Below are 17,946 nucleotides of genomic sequence, written 5' to 3'. Positions count from 1 at the left end.
GAAACCGCGGTGCCAGAAAGCACGCTCCCACTCCCCCATTACGTAAGGCGACCGGCCGCCACGAGCAGTCATGTGATGACGCRCACTGTCCGGTCCAACTAGCCATACGACCCCGACCGCATGGTGCCAAATGCCGCCGGCCGGCTGGACACCGGCCGGCCCAGGCGACGATTGCGGATACGGGAGATGACGAGGATTTAATCAGGGAGACAATGGATTGACAATAGATTCACAATAGACAGAACCATACGACGTTCCGTGACGGGGAAATTTCCCAGCGAGATCAGGCGTCGCTACTCGGCAATCAACGCGGCACGGCTGCCGTCGACGCGGCCACGGTCACTGCTAGCCTACTGCCGTCCACCGGAGAAGAATTGATCATCGACTGGCCGGGGGCGGAATCCAGGGCTGGCCAAGGCGCGTGGCCGTCCGACCTTGGGTCGCATTTGGGGGGGGTCCCGCGACAATGCAATGGCTCAGTAGCACGGTCGACTTTATAACCAGTCATCGAAGTCTCATACCAATCGGCATCGCCGGCGTCATCTCATGGGTGGTGTGGCTCAGCCGGCGTCTGCTCTCCATGCGGTACCGACCCGTACGGAACAGCTTCCGGACGACGACGTCTGTCGTCRTGCCGTCCTTCCGCGAGGACCCAGAGGTTCTCGAGCGCTGCCTGAAGACCTGGCTCGCCCAGAACCCGACCGAGATCATCATTGTCCCCGACGTCGAGGACACGGCGCTGATCGAGCTGCTCGACCGCCGCGCGGATCCGAAGGTTCGAGTGATCCCCTTCGTGCACGAGGGCAAGCGCTCCGCCCTCGGCGTTGGGATCTCGGTGGCGACGTCCGAGGTCATAGTCCTCTGCGACTCGGACACGGCCTGGGAGCCCGGGCTGCTGGCGGCCGTGCAGATGCCGTTCGTCGATCCAGAGGTCGGCGGGGTCGGCACCCGGCAGAACGTCTACGAGGCGCGCAGCAGCGTCTGGCGTCGGGTCGCCAACTGGCTCGTGGACATCCGATACCTCGACTACGTGCCGGCCCAGGGCCGGGTAGGCGCGGTGGCCTGCCTGTCCGGGCGGACCGCGGCGTATCGCCGCTCAGCCGTCATGCCCGTCCTGTACAACCTCGAGCACGAGTTCTTCCTCGGGCGCCGTTGCATCGCCGGCGACGACGGCCGGCTCACCTGGCTGGTGCTGGCCTCCGGGTACAAGACGGTGCACCAGGACACGGCCCGCGCCATGTCGATGTTTCCGGACAGCCTGCGGGCGTTCATCAAGCAGCGAGTCAGGTGGAGCCGTAACTCCTACCGCACCTACCTCACCGCGATCTACAAGGGCTGGCTCTGGCGCCAGCCACTCATCACGCAGGTCGGCGTGCTTCAGATCGTGCTGACGCCGGTGACGATGGGTGTCGCGGTGACCTATTTCACGCTGTGGATGTTCCGGCCTGAGGCGAACGCACCCATCATCGCGATCTGCTGGCTGCTCCTCGGCCGAGCCATCCGCGGYTTCTCGCATCTGAAGGAACACCCGCGAGACATATTTGTCCTCCCGCTTACCGTACTGATGATCATCACCATCGCACTACCGATCAAGGCATGGGCTCTTGTGTCCATGAACAAGCAGGGCTGGCTGACCAGACGCTCCGACCTGATCGGTGGTGAGGGGCAGACGGACGCCTCCACCAGGACCGGCGTGCCCGGGACTGCCCCGGTGGGTGCCTGATGACCGTCGCCGGGCGAACCCGGCCAGCCCATCGCCCGCGCGTGCTGATCGTGGGTCTGCTCGCCGGCGCCRCGGTCACCGCCGGTGGCCTGGCCGCGCTCCCCGCGCAGGCGTCCTCCGTACAGCCTCTCCCTCCCGTCTCGTCGGCTGACGCGAAGAAGCAAGCCGTGCTGGTGGACGCCGAGGACATTCGGCTGCGGACGATGTTCGAACGTTTCGGTGTGCTCACCGAGCCGACGCTGGTCGAGACGACGGGCAGCCTGCCGACTGTGCTGCTCCCGGCGCGGACGGATCCCTACACGGCGACCGACGTGATCAACGCTGGCGGTGGTCGCCGTGAGGTCGACGGCGCGGTGCTGTTCACGGCGAACGTGCTCGTCGGGCCCCAGGCCCGCCTCGTGATCAACTCGCAGGTCGGCGAACTCAGGCTGGCCAGCGGGCCAAAGGGATTCGCGACCATCGCCGCCTGGCGCGGCGCGATGGAGTTCGTCGGCGCGTCGCCGGAGAACAAGCTGCGCGTCGTCGGCTGGGACGTGCAGAACCTCCAGCCGGACACCACCACCGTCGACGGCMGGTCCTACATCCGGACCATGGGCGGTGAGCTCATCGTCCGGAACGTCGACGCGAGCAGCCTGGGCTTCTGGACGGGACGCACCGGCGGCATCGCCTGGACCGGGAGCAAGGGCGAGCCCAGCACCGGTGGCGCCGCTGACTCCGTGTTCCGAAACAACATCTACGGCGCCTACATCTCCGGCAGCGAGGGCATCCAGCTGATCGATGTCCGGCTGCAGGACAACGAACGTTCTGGACTCGGCGTCCACCGCGACGCGACCGGAACGCTGGTCTCGGGCGTCACGGCGGCGCGCAACCACGGCGACGGCATGACCATCGACCGCGCCTCTGGATCGCGGGTGATGCGGAGCACGGTCACCGACAACAGCGGCGACGGCATCACGGTCGACGGCCGCGGTCTCGGCGTGGTGGCGACCGCGACCGGAGTCCAGGTCAACCAGATCAAGGACACTCTGATCGACAGCAACACCGTCAGTGGCAACGGACGCTATGGGATCCGGATCGTCGGAGGTGAGAACTCCGTCGTCCGGGCCAACAAGGTTTCCGGAAGCCAGGTCGGCATCATCATCAAGAGCGGCGCGAACGGCACCCAGGTCACGGACAACAAGGTGAACGACGCCAGCGAGACCGGGATCCAGGTCGGCCCGGACGCACGGCGCACCGCGATGGTGAAGAACATCCTCACCGACAGCCAGCGAGGCATCGTCGTCCAGGACGCCACGACGAACATCCTCAGCCGCAACCAGGTGACCGGCGCCAAGGACTTCGCGATCACGATTCGCGGCCAGGCCACCGACACGAAGATCCAGAACAACACGCTCGCCGGACGGGGATGGCGGGCGATCGACATCCGCAAGGCGCTCGGCGTGAACACCCGCGAGGTGCATGACAACAGCACCAGCGGGTGGGTGTCGCTGACGCCTCACCACTGGTACACGTTCGTCGAGCAGCACCCGGCGCTCCTCGTCTGGGGAGTGGTCGTGCTGCTGCCGTTCGTCGGACTGTGGAGCCGTCGGCGGGCAAGGAGGCGGCCGCCCTCGCATCCCTACCCCGAGTCGGAGCTGATGCTGCAACGGCTGACAGGCGGCACCATGCGGCCACCGGCCCAACAGAAATTGATCACAACGGCGGCCAGCCAGCCCGCCATCGGCGGTCGCGCGTCCAATCCCGTGACGACCGTGCCTCGGTCGCGGACACCCGACGAGTACGACATGCCGGTCGAACAGCGCCCGGCCCGCGGCCCGGCGAACTATCCCCCAGTCGACGCCGAGCCAACGTTGTGACGTGCGGCGCGCGCGACACAGGGATCGTCCGCCGGCGGTGACTCCCGTCCCGGGCAGGCGCCCGCCGCCGCGGACTCGGGTCAGGAGGACAAGCCGAGGACAAGCCGACGTCGGATTCCCTCACGTCGCGCGCGCCAACGCCACAGGTGAACCACGACCAGGCCCCGGGGCACCGGCGGCCACCTCGCCGATCCGACCGATGACACCACCTGCCGGCAGGCGAAACCGGCGTGACTGGTCAAGGACAGGGAGACTTCGGTGAACGCCATGTCGACGCCGCGGGACCGCTCGCCGGCCAGGGTTCGCGGTGGCGGGGCCGTCCGCGTGGCGACGCTGGTCATCGCCGCCACGCTGGCCGTCGCGTCCTGCGGTGGCGGCGGCGACCAGCCCACCGAGTTCGCATCGGTGCCAGCGGCCTCGCCGAACCGGAGCGCGTTGCAGGGCTCGGATGACGGTAAGGGGCACGCGAGCGGCGGTCCGGTGGGAGCGGGGGGCACCGCCCCGAACGCCTCGGCGGATGGGAAGGTCACCTGCCCCACCGGGGGCGGTACCACCGTGCACAACGCGGACGAGCTGACGGCGGCGCTGAAGGCCGCTCGCCCTGGCACCATCGTCCGAATGGCCGCCGGCCGCTATGTGGGTGATCTCGGCATCACGGTTTCGGGCACCGAGGCGAGCCCGATCTGGCTGTGTGGGTCACCGGACGCCGTCATCGACGGTGAGGATGACGCCAAGTACCTCCTGTACCTGAACAAGGTGTCCTGGGTCCGAGTGGTCGGATTCAGCCTCCGCGGCGGCCGCAAGGGCCTGGTGGCCGATTCCGTTCATAATTCGATCATCGCGTCACTCCACGTCAGCCAGATCGGCGACGAGGCCATCCACCTGCGTACCGCCAGCACGGACAACACGGTGATCGGGAATGTCATCCGGGACACCGGCAACCGCTCGGAGAAGTTCGGTGAGGGTATCTATGTCGGCAGCGCCACCAGCAACTGGTGCACGTACACGGACTGTCAGCCCGACCGCAGCAACCGCAACTCGGTGATCGGAAACGACATCGCCGACACCACCTCGGAGAACATCGACATCAAGGAAGGCACCGAGGGCGGGGTCGTCCGCGACAACAGGCTCAGCGGCTCCGGAATGGTCGCGACCGACTCGTGGATCGATGTCAAGGGCAACGGCTGGCTGGTGGAGAACAACACGGGAACGACCGATGGCGGCTCCATCGAGGACGGCATCCAAACCCACGTGGTCGAGGAAGGCTGGGGCCGTCAGAACACCATCCGTGGCAATCAGCTGACGGTGGACGGCGAGGGCTACGGCGTCTACATCCACGACGGCAAGGGGACCCTGAACGTCGTCGGCTGTGACAACAAGGTGACCGGCGCGAAGAAGGGCCTCTCGAACATCCCCTGCTCCTCGGGCTGAGCGCGGAAAGTCCAGGCTASAAGTTCCCAAGCCGTTCCTGAAGCCAGTAAAGCTCCTGAGCCCAAACCCGTAGGCGTTCGACGCCGGCCAACTCGGAGGCCAGTGCACGGGCTACGGCGGGGCGACGTAGTACGTCCAGCTCGCTGTCGCGGAACGGCCAGCCGGGGCCGTCGTCCTCGCTGGCCCGCCGGAACGCGGCTCGCGCCAAGGCGATCTCGGCCAGGGCGTAGTCGACCTGCTCGCGCACCACCGCGTACCGAGCGGCGAGATCCTCCCGGCTGGCCCACCCGTCCCCGCTGGTGAGCGGAGCGGGGCCGCGACCGGCGCCGGCGCGTCCGGCCCCAACGCCGCCTGGCGACCCGTCACGAGCCTCGAATGCCCCGGGGGCCCCGGGCGTTCCGGGAAAGGACTGACGCAGAGCGGTGGGGCCGGTAACGGGCCCCGCGGATACCTCCTGGGCGGCGTCCTCGGCCGTGCCCATCGCCTCGGCCGCCGCGGCGGCCTTAGCCGCCAGATCCGCCAGCAGGGCCGGCAGCGTCGCGGGCGGTGGCGGGCCGGGAGGGAACGGCACGGAGCGGGCCTGGGCGCCCCCCGGCGCCGAGACGGGCAGGGCTGAGGACGCCTGCGCCGGTGCCGGCGAGGCGGCCTCGTGGCCAGAAGGCGGCGGCGTTTGGAGAGCGACGGCGTCGGTGACGGCCGAGCCGACCGTCACCGACGGACCGGCTGTCATGGCCCGGCTGGAGGGGTCGAATGGTTCGACCGTCACGAACCGGTCGGTGGGCGGCACGGGCGTGGGTGGATGGCCACGCTGACCCAGCCCGACATCGCCGACGACAACGTCCCAGCCAGTCGATGACGACGTCGACGGGTGCGACGGCGTGGGCGGCGAGTGCCCCGACGCAGGGGGAGGCGTCGGGTATGGCGAAGGCGGTGAAGCCGGGTAGGAAGGCGATTGCCTCGAATATGGCGGAAGTGGCGCGTCGAGGTCGATCACGCCCTCGTCGAGGGCGGTCAGACCGACCCCGGTGTTCCCGACCGGCACGGGAACCGACGCCGGCACCTCCCCGGCCGGCATCGACACGGAGGGCAACGCGGTGTAAGGGGCCGGTCGGATCGCCGCCGGTGTGTCCGCCGTCATGGCCCGGTCGGTCACCGCGTCGGGCGACGTGACCTCGGGCAGCCACGTACCCGCCCCCGAAGCGGTCGGATACCCCCCGCCCGAGTACGGCTCCGTCGAGGGCGGCGGGTATCCGTACGCGGGCAGGTGCGGCGACGGGTCCGGCCAGCCGACGACCGGTTCCGGGTCGACGGACGGCGAGAGGACTGATATCGGCGGCGCGGGCGGTGATCCGGCGGATGCCATCGGGGAGGGCCGCGCCGCCGGCACGCCGTAAGGCGACGGTTCTGGGTACCCGGACGGCGCGGGCTGCGGTGGGACCCGCGCGAGGGGCGGTTGCGAGAGCTGGCCAGGCGCCTGCGGAGGGGGTGCCGGAGGCGGGGGTGGGATCGGACGGCCGAACTCGTCGACCGCGAACCGCCAGTCGGTCACCGGCTCTGATCGCACAGGGGCGGGCGCGCTGGGCTGGCCGGCCGGCACGCCCGCATCGACCACCCATGGTGACGGCGGCGTGGCGGCGGCGGGATAGTCATGCGGGCCATGCGCAGGCTCGTAACGGTCCTCATACGGACCGTGGCCTTCATACGGGCCAAACGACGCAGACATGGTGAGGGCAGGGTACGGCGGTCCCACGACCCGGGCGCGAAGCGCCCGGACGCCGGGGCGTTACATCCGTCATCGGGCCGGCATGTCACCGCTTTTGGGGCGTGCTTGGCGGTTCCGGGCAGCGGCGGCGGCCGGGCTGCCGAGTCGTCCCAGCGGTGAGAACGTGCAGGAGCGGACGCCTTCGCCGAGCGGGGCCTCCCCGCACAGCTGGGCGGGTCGGGACGCAGTCGGCGGACCGGGTTGACGCCGGCATTCGGGACCACCTCGGTTTTACGGCTACCTCACGCGGTATGCGCGGAGAGGCTAACTCGTCGCGGGTGAGGGTGGTACTGCAGAGTGACAAAGCAGCAACGGTGGGTAGCTGACGAATGGGCTACCTCGTCGCGGTCCGCGCCCACCGCGTCAAGGAGCACGACTTCTTTTGGTACCAGGTCTTTCAGGGGGTTCAGGTGGAGGTAACCGCGCCGGCGGCCGTTCTCGTGGTTGGGTTCCCGCTGCTGATGATGCTCGTCATGCTGCTGATGAACGCTGTCGAACGCCGGCTGACCGACTCCGGGCGGTCCACCCTGCGTCTGGTACCCAGCGGCGGCGCCGAGGAGACGACTATCGGCGACGAGGGCGCGCTCGCGCCAACCATCGCCGCGGCCGCCATACCAATCGGATCAACCGGACCAACAAGACCAGTCGGGCCGACAGCCGATGGCACCGAGACGCCGGTCGCGGCCGGGCACCGCCGCACCCTCCATCTCATGCCGGTCGATCTCGTGACGGCCAATCTGGCGCCCGCCAAGCTGACGCCCGGCGAAGCGGCGCGAGCCTTCACGCACTCGGCGGTTCGCACCGTAGAGGCAGGCGCACTCTCGAGAGGAGCCGAGGCCGGCTGCTCCTAGGAGCCTTTCGCGGAGGAACCTCCCTCGGACCGATGGGTCTACGGCGACGCGGAGGAGATCGGCGATTCGGCCGGAAGGGCCGGAAGGGCCGGGACGACCCGGAGGCGGCCGGTCAGGCCGGTCGCCGCGACCAGCTCCAGGAACGCGGGCGTCGGCGCGCGTATCTCCAGCATGGCGTGGACACGCCGCAACAGCAGGTCCGCGCGCAGAAGCGCGGCGAGCGCCGGAATGTCCACCCGGCGCAGACCGCCTACGTCGACCGTCACCGTGCAGCCGCCGCGGCCAAGCAGATCGCCGACCTGGTCGCGCAGGCAGCGCCGGCCGGGTCCGTCCAGCTCGCCGACGAGCTCGATCAGCACGTCCTCGCCGCCCCGCGTATCGCGGTGCACCGTCATCCGCAGAGCCCCGGCGTCGACCCGCATCTCACCCCCGATCCCCTGGCCGCCGGCTACGCCGCGGCAAGATGGTTACGGAGAGTAACATGAGGGCCGGCCGCCGAACCCTCAGCGCGCAGCGATGCGGCAAAGGGCCAAAGCCCCGGAAGTACCTGACGCCCCGGGCTCCGCTGATCCAGCAGGACCCTGCCGATCGGGCGGGACCCTGCCGATCGGGCGGGACCTCGGAACCGGCCGAGACTCCGGAGGTCAGCCGGTGAAGCCGGCGCGGAAGCGGCGGATCAGGCTGTTCGTCGAGGCATCATGCGCGAGTTCCGGCTCGCCGGAGGCGGCGAGCTCCGGAATGATCCGGCCCGCGAGCGCCTTGCCCAGCTCGACGCCCCACTGGTCGAAGCTGTTGATCCCCCAGATCGTCCCCTGCGTGAAGACCTTGTGCTCGTAGAGCGCGATCAGCTGCCCGAGGGTGAACGGGGTCAGCGCCGGCGCGAGCAGCGTGTTCGTCGGCCGGTCACCGGTGAACACCTTGTGCGGCACGAGCTCGGGTGCCACGCCTTCGGCGGCGACCTCGGCGGCGGTCTTCCCGAACGCCAGCGCCTCGGTCTGGGCGAAGAAGTTGGCCATCAACAGCACGTGCTGGTCGTCGGCGCCAGTCCCGCCGACGTGGGTGTGCGGCGGGGCGACGAAGCCGATGAAGTCGGCCGGGATGACCGTCGTCCCCTGGTGCAACAGCTGGTAGTAGGCGTGCTGGCCGTTCGTGCCCGGGGTTCCCCAGACGACCGGCCCGGTGTCCGTCGTGACCGGCCGGCCGGCACGGTCGACCGACTTGCCGTTGCTCTCCATGTCCAGCTGCTGCAGGTACGCCGCGAAACGGCTCAGGTAGTGGCTGTACGGCAGCACCGCGTGCGTCTGCAGGCCGAAGAAGTCGCGGTACCACAGACCGGTCAGCCCCATCAGGACCGGAAGGTTGCGGTCAAGCGGCGCGGTGCGGAAATGTACGTCCATCGCGTGGAACCCGGCGAGCAGCTGGCGGAAGTTCTCCGGCCCRATGGCGACCGCCAGGGAAAGGCCGATCGCCGAGTCCATGGAGTACCGGCCGCCCACCCAGTCCCAGAACTCGAACATGTTCGCCGTGTCGATGYCGAATTCGGCGACCTTCTGGGTGTTCGTCGACACCGCGACGAAGTGGTGCCGGACCGCGTCCTCGCCGAGGGCCGCCACCAGCCAGGCGCGGGCGGACCGCGCGTTCGCGAGGGTCTCCAGGGTGGTGAACGTCTTGGACGAGACRATGAACAGCGTCTCGGCCGGGTCCAGGTCGTGCGTCGCCTCCCAGATGTCGGAGCCGTCCACGTTGGACACGAACCGGCTTGTCAGGGAGCGGTCAGCGAACGTCCGCAGCGCCTCGGTGGCCATCGCCGGGCCGAGGTCGGAACCGCCGATACCGATGTTGACGATGGCGCGGATACGCCGGCCGGTGGCGCCCGTCCACGCTCCGGAACGGACCCGGTCGGCGAAGGTGTACATCTTCTCGAGCACCGCGTGCACGCCAGGGACGACGTCGGTGCCGTCCACCTCGATGGTCTCGCCCTCGGGGGCCCGCAACGCGACGTGYAGCACCGCGCGATGCTCGGTCGTGTTGATTTTCTCGCCGGTGAACATCGCCTCGACCCGGGCGGGCAGTCCGGCTCGCTCGGCGAGCGCCACCAGCAGCCGGACCGTCTCGGCGGTCAGGAGGTTCTTCGAGTAGTCCAGGTACAGGCCGTCGGCCTCCGCCGACAGCGTTTCTGCCCTGCCCGGGTCCGCGTCGAACAGCGCGCGCAGGCCGGCACCGGCCAGCTCGGCGTGATGYGCTCGCAACGCCGCCCATTCCGGTGTCCGTGTGATGACGACCGGCTCGTCATCCAGGTGAGAGGGCTCGGAGCTCGGCAGTGAACTCGGCATCGCGCGACCACCCTTCGGTACCAGACCTGCCCGCTGAGATCTGCTAGCGCCAGTCTCCATGTATCTCCCCCACCGATTGGCCAGGCGGGGCTCGGTGCCCATCGGCGCGTTAGGCCTCGAACACGCTCAGCAGCCAATCGGCCGATACCCCCGTGGWAAGGTCGGCTCTGAGGAGGACCCGCCGGACTCGGGGTCGGTCGGAGTGCTCCGTCTCCGGTACAGCCAGACGGCCAACGGGGGACGTAGCCGGGTCGGTCGTCCGTTCCGATCGAAAGGCTCGCCCGTGCGTGACGGTCCACAGGCGCGCCACGGTCGCCACGTCCCGCGCGCGCCCGCGCCCGCCCGCCCGCGCCCGCCCAGAGGCGGCCCGCCATCGGACACCGCTCATCGGTCGGCGGACTCCCTCTGGCGTCGGCGAGAGGATGGGTACGCACCGTGTCAGACATCCGACGCCCACCAACTGACCCATGCCAGGGGGGATCTCGGGGGTACCAGGCCGTAGTATCGCCGGGTACACGACGAAGRGTGTGTTTGCGGCCCGGGCGCGGCCTTCGTGTTTTGTACTTCCGCGTGAAGTGGCCGGCGGCGAACGGGACCAGACCTTGCTAATCGATCGTTCCCTGGTGGAGGCGGCCCTCCCCGGCTACCAGGTCGAAGGTGACCTCGGTAAGGGTGGGTATGGCCTTGTGCTCGCCGGCCAGCACCGGCTTATCGGCCGTAAGGTCGCCATCAAGATCCTCCTCGACACCTCCGACGACCCGGAGCTGCGCGCCCGCTTCCTCGCCGAGGCGCGGGTGCTCGCCGAGCTCGACCATCCGCACATCGTGCGCGTGCACGACTATGTCGAGCACGAGGGCACCTGCCTGCTGGTGATGGAGCTCCTTTCCGGCGGGACGCTCAAGCAGCGCATCCAGGCCGGCAAGATCAACCAGGAGACGATCTGCGCGGTCGGCATAGCGGGCGCTGCCGCGCTCGCCACGGCGCACGCGGCCGGGGTCCTGCACCGGGACATCAAGCCGGACAACATCATGTTCGACGGCGGGGGCCTGCTGAAGGTCACCGACTTCGGCATCGCCAAGATCTTCGATGGCGCCGAGACGACCGCGAGCGCGATCCTCGGCACGCCCCGTTACATGGCGCCCGAGCAGATCCTCGGCAGCCGGCTGTTCCCGTCGACCGACCTGTACGCGCTGGCCGGCGTGCTCTACGAGATGATCGCCGAGCGGCCGCTGTTCGGGAAGCCGATGGGCGTGCAGCCGCTCACCCACCACCACCTGAACGTGGTACCGGATCCGCTGACCAACGTCGCGACGCCGGTCTCCGCGGTCATCATGCGCACCCTCGCCAAGGATCCGATGGCCCGCTACGGCGACGCCACCGAGTTCGCCCTGGAGCTGGCGCGCGCCAGCGTCCGCACCTTCGGCCCGAACTGGCTCGCCAGGTCCGACGTCAAGATCCGCGTCGACGACGAGATCCGCGAAGCCGCGCAGGGCACGTCGTCGACCCCGAACCCGCCCTTCCCCGTGCCATCCTCCGGCCCGCAGCTCCGCCCCGGTGGCCCGGCGACGCCGCCGCCCGTGGGGCCGCCCCGCCCCGGTGGCTACGTCCAGGGGCAGCCATACGGGCCGCGGCCGAACCTGCCCGGCGGCGGCCGGGCCTTCCCGCCCGGGCCCGGACAGCAGGTGCCCGGCCGGCCGCCCCTGCCCGGTCAGCCGATACCGACCCCGCGGCCGTTCACGCAGCCGGGCGGTTCCGGGAACTGGCCGGCGCCGCCCACCCCGCGCCCGGCGACCCCCGCGCCACCGTCGAACACTCCCGGGCCGACTCCGCTGTCCGCGCCGTTGACCGGCCCCGGCTACCCGCCGCGGGCCGCGGGAGCCTGGCCGAGGGCGAACCAGCCGGCTCCGCCGCCGCGGCTTCAGCAACCGCGACCCCAGCCCCAGCCCCAGCCTCCGCTGCCGGCGCACCGTGCGCGCCCGAACGAGAAGAAGGGGCTGTTCGGGCTCTCGGCGCGCGCGACCTGGATCGTCGCGACGCTGCTCTTCGTGCTCATCGCGGGCCTCACGACCGCCATCGTGCTCGCGGCGTCCAGCGGAGGCGGCGGCGGAGGCGGCGGCGGCGGCGGCGAGTCGTCCGAGGCGTTCCCGGAGCGGTCCCACCGGCTGCCCGCGCAGGCCGTCGGCTACGCGGGCCAGGCGCTGACAATTCCGAATCTCGCCCCGTACGACCTGAGCATCGGCGACGACGGCGCGCTGTACGTGTCCAACCTGGACACCCACATCGTTCACAAGATCGCCAAGGACGGGGCCGTCACCCCGATCGCCGGAAACGCGCAGAACGGCTTCTCCGGCGATGGCGGCCCGGCCACGGCGGCACAGGTGTACGGCCCCGGGCGGGTCGCCTGGGACAAGGCCGGCAACCTCTATCTCCCGGACACGCAGAACTTCCGCATCCGCAAGATCGACACGACCGGCAAAATCACGACCGTGGTCGGCACCGGCACGGCCGGCTACTCCGGCGACGGCGGTCCGGCCACCCAGGCGCAGATCAACGGCGTCGAGGGCATCGCGGTCACAGCTGACGGCACCCTCTACCTGGCCGACTACGAGAACCAGCGGATCCGCAAGGTCACCCGGGACGGGATCATCAGCACGATCGCTGGCACCGGCGAGAAGGGCTACACCGGTACGCCGACCCCGGCGACCCAGGCCAAGATCGACGGCCCGAACAGCATCGGCCTGGCCGACGACGGCACGATCTACTTCGCCAACCTGGGCAGCGACACCGTCCAGAAGATCGACAAGACCGGCACGCTGAGCACCTTCGCCGGCAACGGTGAGACCGGGCGTACCGGCGACGGCGGCCAGGCCACCGGCGCCACGCTGTCGATCCCCGACGTGTTCCTCGGCCACGACGGCACCGTCTACATCTGCGCCTACGGCAGCGAGACGATCCGCAAGGTCACGCCGGACGGGATCATCACGACCATCGCCGGCACCGGCGCCGAGGGTTACACCGGCGATGGCGGCCAGGCGAACGCGGCCCAGCTCAAGGACCCGACCTCGGTGGTCGTCGACGCCACCGGAGCCATCTACGTCGCTGACAACGGCAACAACGTGATCCRCCGGATCGACCCGAACGGAACCATCACGACCATCGCCCGACAGAGCTGAGCGGCCACGGCCACGGGCGCGTGCGGAGATCCTCTTCCGTACGCGCCCCACGCCGTCCCGGAACCCGGTACCGCCTGAACCACGGTGCCCGCCTGAACCACGATCCGTGCCTGACCCATGGTCCCCGCCCGACCCGCCACCGCCGGACCACCTCGGCCTCGACCACCCGTCGCCCGAGCACAGACGCCTGAGCATGGAGCAGCCCCGACGATGCCGACACCCATGCCTGACCTGATCGCCACCGCGCTGCCCGGCTACGAGATCGGATCCGAGCTGGGCCGAGGCGGCTTCGGCGCGGTGCTGGCCGCGCGCCACCGGCTTATGGGGCGTGCCGTCGCGATCAAGGTGCTGCTCGACCCGGAGGCACCAGGCGAGGGCTCCGGCAGCGGCGATGGGTCGGGCAGCGGCCCGTCGGGGCCCGGTGGCGGCGTGTTCGGCTCAGGTGGGGACGAGTCGTCCGACCTGCGCTCCCGGTTCCTCTCCGGGGCCCGGGTGCTCGCCGGCCTGGACCACACGCACATCGTCCGGGTCTACGACTACGTGGAGCACGCGGGCCTGTGCCTGCTCGTCATGGAACAGCTCACCGGCGGCAGCCTGCGCCAGCGCATGGCCGCCGGCGGGCTCGACCCGCGGGCGAGCTGCGCGGTCGGCGTCGCCGCCGCGTCGGCACTGGCGGCCGCGCACCAGATCGGTGTGCTGCATCGGGACGTCAAGCCCGACAACCTGCTCTTCGACGCGTCCGGCGTGCCGAAGGTGACGGACTTCGGCATCGCCAAGATCGTGGAAACGACCGCGGTGACGACGACCGGCCTCGTCGGCACCCCGCGCTACATGGCCCCCGAGCAGATCGAGGGCAGCAGACTCGGCCCGGGCACCGACATCTACGCCCTCGGCATCGTGCTCTACGAGCTGCTCGCCGGCCGGCCGATGTTCCCGCGCGGGCTCGCGGTGCCAGCGCTGCTGCACCACCACCTGTCCGTCCCGCCCCAGCCGCTGCCGGAGGTGCCGGCGCCGCTGGCCGCGGTGGTGCTCGCCGCGCTGGCCAAGCATCCGGCCGAGCGACCGGCGAGCGCGCACGAGCTGGCCCTGCACCTGGCCGCCGCCGCGACGGCCGTGTTCGGCCCCGGCTGGCTCGCCACGGCCAGGGTGCCGGTCCGGCTGCCCGACGACGTCCTGACAGCCGCGGGCCATCGCCTCGGCGACACGCTGCTCGGCCCCTCCGGCGCGTCCGGCACTTCCGGCACTTCCGGCACTTCCGGCGCCTGGACGACGCCCTCGAACCACCTGGCCCAGCCGACTGTCATCACGCCGCCGGGCTCGACCCCACCGGGCACGCCGCCCCTCACCCCGACGAGGCCGGCGCCGCCCGGGCAGCCGTTTACCGCCGGTCAGCCCGGCCCAGGCGGGTGGCAGCCCTCCCCGGCGAACGGCACTCCGCCCCCCGGCTTCGGCGGGTCGCCGGGCTTCCCGCCGCAGCCAGGCCCGGCCTCCCCCTCGCTCACGCCGAMCCGCCGCCGGCGACGTGCCCGCCCCAGCGCGCGCCGCCGTGTCACGCTCATCGTGGGGGGAGTAGCCGTTGTCTGCGTCGCGGCGCTCATCGTCGGCCTGGTCCTGGCCAACCGCGGCGGTAACGGTGACGCGAAGGTCGGATACGCCGGCGAGCAGCGGGTTCTGACCGGCGGCAGCTATCTCGGGGCGCTCGGCCTGGCCAGGGACGGCTCGGTCTACGTCGCCGCCCCCGGCGGATCCGACGGCACCGCGGCGGTGTACCAGCTCAGCCCGGACGGTGCCCTGCGCAAGATCGCTGGTATCGGCCCGCCGGCGGCGCAGCCGTCGGGTACACCCCAGCCCGGGGCGAGCACTCCGGCACCCACTCCCGCCCCGATCCCCGCCGGTGGGATCTCCGCGCTGTCGCTCGTCCTGATGGATCCGCGGGCGGTGGCGGTCGCGCCGGACGGCACCCTCTACATCGCCGACTACGGCGCCGACCGGGTCTACCGGGTCGCGTCCGACGGCCGGGCGTTCGTGTTCGCCGGCGTCAGCGCTGACGAGGACGGTTTCACGGTGGACTCGGGCCTGGCGGCCAAGGCCGCGCTCTACGGGCCCACGGCGCTGGCGATCGGCCCGGACGGCTCGGTCTACCTCGCCGAGGGAAACCGGATCCGGAAAGTCACCAAGGATGGCCTGATCTCGACGGTTGCCGGCGCGTACAGCCGCTCCGGTGCCGGCAACCGCGAGGGTGACGGCGGACCGGCGACGAAGGCGACACTGCCCTCACCGAACGGGCTCGCGGTCGCGGCCGACGGAACTGTCTACGTCTCCGACGACAACCTGGAGACCGTTCGGAAGATCACCCCAGACGGGATCATCAGCACGATCGCCGGCACCGCCGGCACGAGCGGTGACACCGGCGACGGCGGGCCCGGCCAGAAGGCGCAGCTCTACGACCCGATCGGCCTCGCCCTGGGCGGCGACGGCGCGCTGTACATCGCCGACCAGTCCAACGGCAAGATCCGCAAGATCGGAACGGACGGCGTCATCACCACGTACGCGGGCGTGGGCACCGCCGGTTCGGGCGGCCTCGACGGAACGCTGGCGACTCAGGCGGACCTGGGCAGCGTGGACTCGGTCATCGTCGACCCGTCCGGCGCGGTCTACGCCACGTTGCTCTACGAGTCCACCCTCATCCGGATCGACCCGAGCGACCACATCGTGCGGGCCCTGGTGGTCCCGCCGGCGGAGTAGCTCCCGGGCGCGGGGCGCACCACGCACGGTCGGTCGCCGGTCACGGACCGCCGATATATCGGCGCGCCCGGTCGGTCGCCCGCTACGCGGCGGCTCACGAACGGCCGAGTGTCGAGAAGCCGGTGCAGCGGACTGCGGCCTGAGGGTATGCGCGGTTAAGGTCCGGACATGGAGGTCGTACCGGACAGGCGCGCCGTGCTGCGGCTGGGGCTCTCGGTGCTCGGGGGCGCGGCCGTCGGCGGCGGAGGCCTGCTCGCCGGCTGCTCCTCGGACGGCTCGCCCGCGCCAACGCCCAGTTCGACCGCGTCGGCGAGCCCAACCGGGCCCTCACCGTCACTTGATCCGGCGCAGAGCTGGGACACGCTGGCGACCCGGCTGACCGGGGAGCTGGTACGGCCCGGCGACGGCGAGTACGACACGGCGAGGGCCCTGTTCGACCCGGCCTTCGACACCATCCGCCCCCAGGGCGTCGCCTACGCGGCGAACCAGGACGACGTGGCCACCGCGATCCGGTTCGCGCGGGCGACCGGGGTGGGCCTGGCTGCCCGCTGCGGGGGGCACAGCTACGGCGGCTACTCGACGACCGAGGGACTGGTCGTCGACGTCACCCGGCTGAACCAGGTGAGCGTCGATGACCAGGGCATCGCGACGGTCGGCGCCGGCGCTCGGCTGATCAAGCTATACACCGACCTGGCGGGCGTCGGGCGGGCCATTCCAGGCGGATCATGTCCGACGGTCGGTATCTCCGGGCTCGCGCTTGGCGGCGGGGTCGGGGTGCTCGGCCGTCTGCACGGCCTGACCTGTGACCGCATGACGGGCGCCGACGTCGTGCTCGCCTCCGGGGACACGGTGCGGGTCGACGAGAACCACGACGCCGACCTGTTCTGGGCGCTGCGCGGAGCGGGGGGCGGCAACCTCGGGATCGTCACCGCGTTCCGGTTCGCCACCCACGCCGCCCGTTCGCTGACCTTGTTCTCGCTGCGCTGGCCGTGGGCGGCGGCGCAGGAAGTGCTCACCGCGTGGCAGGACTGGGTCACCGGGAAGCTCGGCGCGATGCCGGACGAACTGTGGTCGACGCTGATAGCGGGCTCGGTGCCCGGCGGTTCCACGCCGACGGTGCGGATCAACGGCGTGTTCGCGGGCGCGAAGGCAGGGCTGTCCGGTCCGCTCGCCGATCTGCGGGCGGCGATACGTTCGGCATCGCCCGCGGCCACGTCGATCACCGAGCATGACCATCTGACCGCGATGCGCATCGAGGGTGGCTGCTCGGCGAGTGGCGGCGACTGCGGCAGCACGGCCGGGATCCGGGCGGGTGCCCGCAGGCCCGGCCAGCGCGCGGCGTCGTCGATCCTGCTCACGCCGCTCGCCCCCGCGGGGAACGAAGCACTCGTCCGGATGATCGAGGAACGCCAACGCGACCCGCTGGCCACCGCCGGCGGCGGGATCATCCTGGACGCCTGGGGCGGCGCGATCGGGCGGGTCGGCCCGGCGGAGACGGCCTTCGTCCACCGAGACGCGATCGCCAGCATCCAGTACTTCGGCGGCTACCCGGCCGGCGCCTCGGCCGAGGTGATCGACGCGAACGGCCGCTGGCTGCGCGACATCGTCGCCGCCGCCGCCCCCCACGTCTCCGCGCAGGCATACCAGAACTACATCGACCCCGAACTAACCGACTGGGCACAGGCCTACTACGGCGCGAACCTCCCCCGCCTGCGCACCGTAAAAAAGCACTACGACCCCGACAACCTCTTCCGTTTCCGCCAGAGCATCCCTGTTTAGCTGGTTCGCTGTATCGCTGGTTCGCTCCGTGCGGGCTGTGACATTGGTTCGCTCCGTGCGGGCACGGCGCTCCGGCCCCTTACTCGCTTCGCTCCCAGACGAATGATCTAGCAGGGGTCGGGCGGGAAGGTTGCTGCCGGTTCGCTGCGGAACAAGCCTCGGGCCAGGGCAAAAGGTTGTTGCTGGTTCGCTCCGTGCGGGCGCGACGCTCCGGCCCCTTACTCGCTTCGCTCCCAAGGGACCTCCGCGCCGCGTCCTCCTCCGCTCACGGGCGCTCCGGCGACCTCGCTGCG

Annotated in this window: 11 protein-coding genes; 8 read left to right on the top strand and 3 right to left on the bottom strand. The window is 70.7% G+C overall.

The window, feature by feature from the left end; translation table 11 throughout:
- Window positions 1-466: 466 nt before the first annotated feature.
- From BL253_RS24175 to BL253_RS24165, 3 genes are all read left to right on the top strand, one after another.
- Window positions 467-1,723: a glycosyltransferase family 2 protein gene (locus BL253_RS24175; RefSeq protein WP_076819401.1), complete on the top strand. Its 1,257-nt coding sequence runs from the start codon at window positions 467-469 to the stop codon at window positions 1,721-1,723.
- 167 nt (window positions 1,724-1,890) lie between these two features.
- Window positions 1,891-3,579, top strand: a complete 1,689-nt coding sequence (locus BL253_RS24170; RefSeq protein WP_241835065.1) for a right-handed parallel beta-helix repeat-containing protein — start codon at window positions 1,891-1,893, stop codon at window positions 3,577-3,579.
- A gap of 267 nt (window positions 3,580-3,846) precedes the next feature.
- Window positions 3,847-5,010 carry a right-handed parallel beta-helix repeat-containing protein gene (locus tag BL253_RS24165; protein WP_076819449.1) on the top strand — a complete coding sequence of 388 codons (1,164 nt, stop codon included), beginning with the start codon at window positions 3,847-3,849 and terminating at the stop codon, window positions 5,008-5,010.
- Window positions 5,011-5,026: 16 nt separating this feature from the next.
- Here BL253_RS24165 and BL253_RS43985 read toward each other — a convergent pair whose 3' ends face one another.
- Window positions 5,027-5,776, bottom strand: a complete 750-nt coding sequence (locus BL253_RS43985; protein WP_241835064.1) for a hypothetical protein — start codon at window positions 5,774-5,776, stop codon at window positions 5,027-5,029.
- Between the two features lie 358 nt (window positions 5,777-6,134).
- On the opposite strand from BL253_RS43985, the gene BL253_RS24155 reads away from it, so the two are divergent.
- Window positions 6,135-6,404 (top strand): hypothetical protein, encoded by a 270-nt coding sequence (locus BL253_RS24155; protein WP_076819399.1) that lies wholly within the window; start codon window positions 6,135-6,137, stop codon window positions 6,402-6,404.
- Window positions 6,405-7,101: 697 nt separating this feature from the next.
- Complete coding sequence (locus tag BL253_RS24150) at window positions 7,102-7,623, top strand: hypothetical protein (RefSeq protein ID WP_076819398.1); 522 nt, start codon at window positions 7,102-7,104, stop codon at window positions 7,621-7,623.
- Between the two features lie 38 nt (window positions 7,624-7,661).
- Here the strand turns inward: BL253_RS24150 and BL253_RS24145 are convergent, their stop codons facing one another.
- Together BL253_RS24145 and pgi are read right to left on the bottom strand one after the other, a co-directional pair.
- On the bottom strand, window positions 7,662-8,045 hold the full coding sequence (locus BL253_RS24145; RefSeq protein ID WP_076819397.1) for an STAS domain-containing protein: 384 nt from the start codon (window positions 8,043-8,045) through the stop codon (window positions 7,662-7,664).
- Between the two features lie 222 nt (window positions 8,046-8,267).
- Window positions 8,268-9,956: a glucose-6-phosphate isomerase gene (gene pgi / locus BL253_RS24140; RefSeq protein WP_076819396.1), complete on the bottom strand. Its 1,689-nt coding sequence runs from the start codon at window positions 9,954-9,956 to the stop codon at window positions 8,268-8,270.
- A 602-nt stretch (window positions 9,957-10,558) separates the two neighbouring features.
- Between pgi and BL253_RS24135 the strand changes: the two genes are divergently transcribed.
- The 3 genes from BL253_RS24135 to BL253_RS24125 all read left to right on the top strand — a co-directional run bounded on the left by BL253_RS24135 (window position 10,559) and on the right by BL253_RS24125 (window position 17,653).
- Window positions 10,559-13,129, top strand: a complete 2,571-nt coding sequence (locus tag BL253_RS24135; RefSeq protein ID WP_076819447.1) for a serine/threonine-protein kinase — start codon at window positions 10,559-10,561, stop codon at window positions 13,127-13,129.
- 222 nt (window positions 13,130-13,351) lie between these two features.
- Window positions 13,352-15,874, top strand: a complete 2,523-nt coding sequence (locus BL253_RS24130) for a serine/threonine-protein kinase (RefSeq protein ID WP_241835063.1) — start codon at window positions 13,352-13,354, stop codon at window positions 15,872-15,874.
- A 168-nt stretch (window positions 15,875-16,042) separates the two neighbouring features.
- Window positions 16,043-17,653, top strand: coding sequence for an FAD-binding oxidoreductase (locus BL253_RS24125; protein WP_076819394.1), 1,611 nt, complete (start codon window positions 16,043-16,045; stop codon window positions 17,651-17,653).
- Window positions 17,654-17,946 lie beyond the last annotated feature (293 nt).

Origin of the sequence: Pseudofrankia asymbiotica (genome assembly GCF_001983105.1) — a bacterium.
GTDB lineage: Bacteria > Actinomycetota > Actinomycetes > Frankiales > Frankiaceae > Pseudofrankia > Pseudofrankia asymbiotica.
This window is presented reverse-complemented; position numbering and strand designations above follow the sequence as displayed.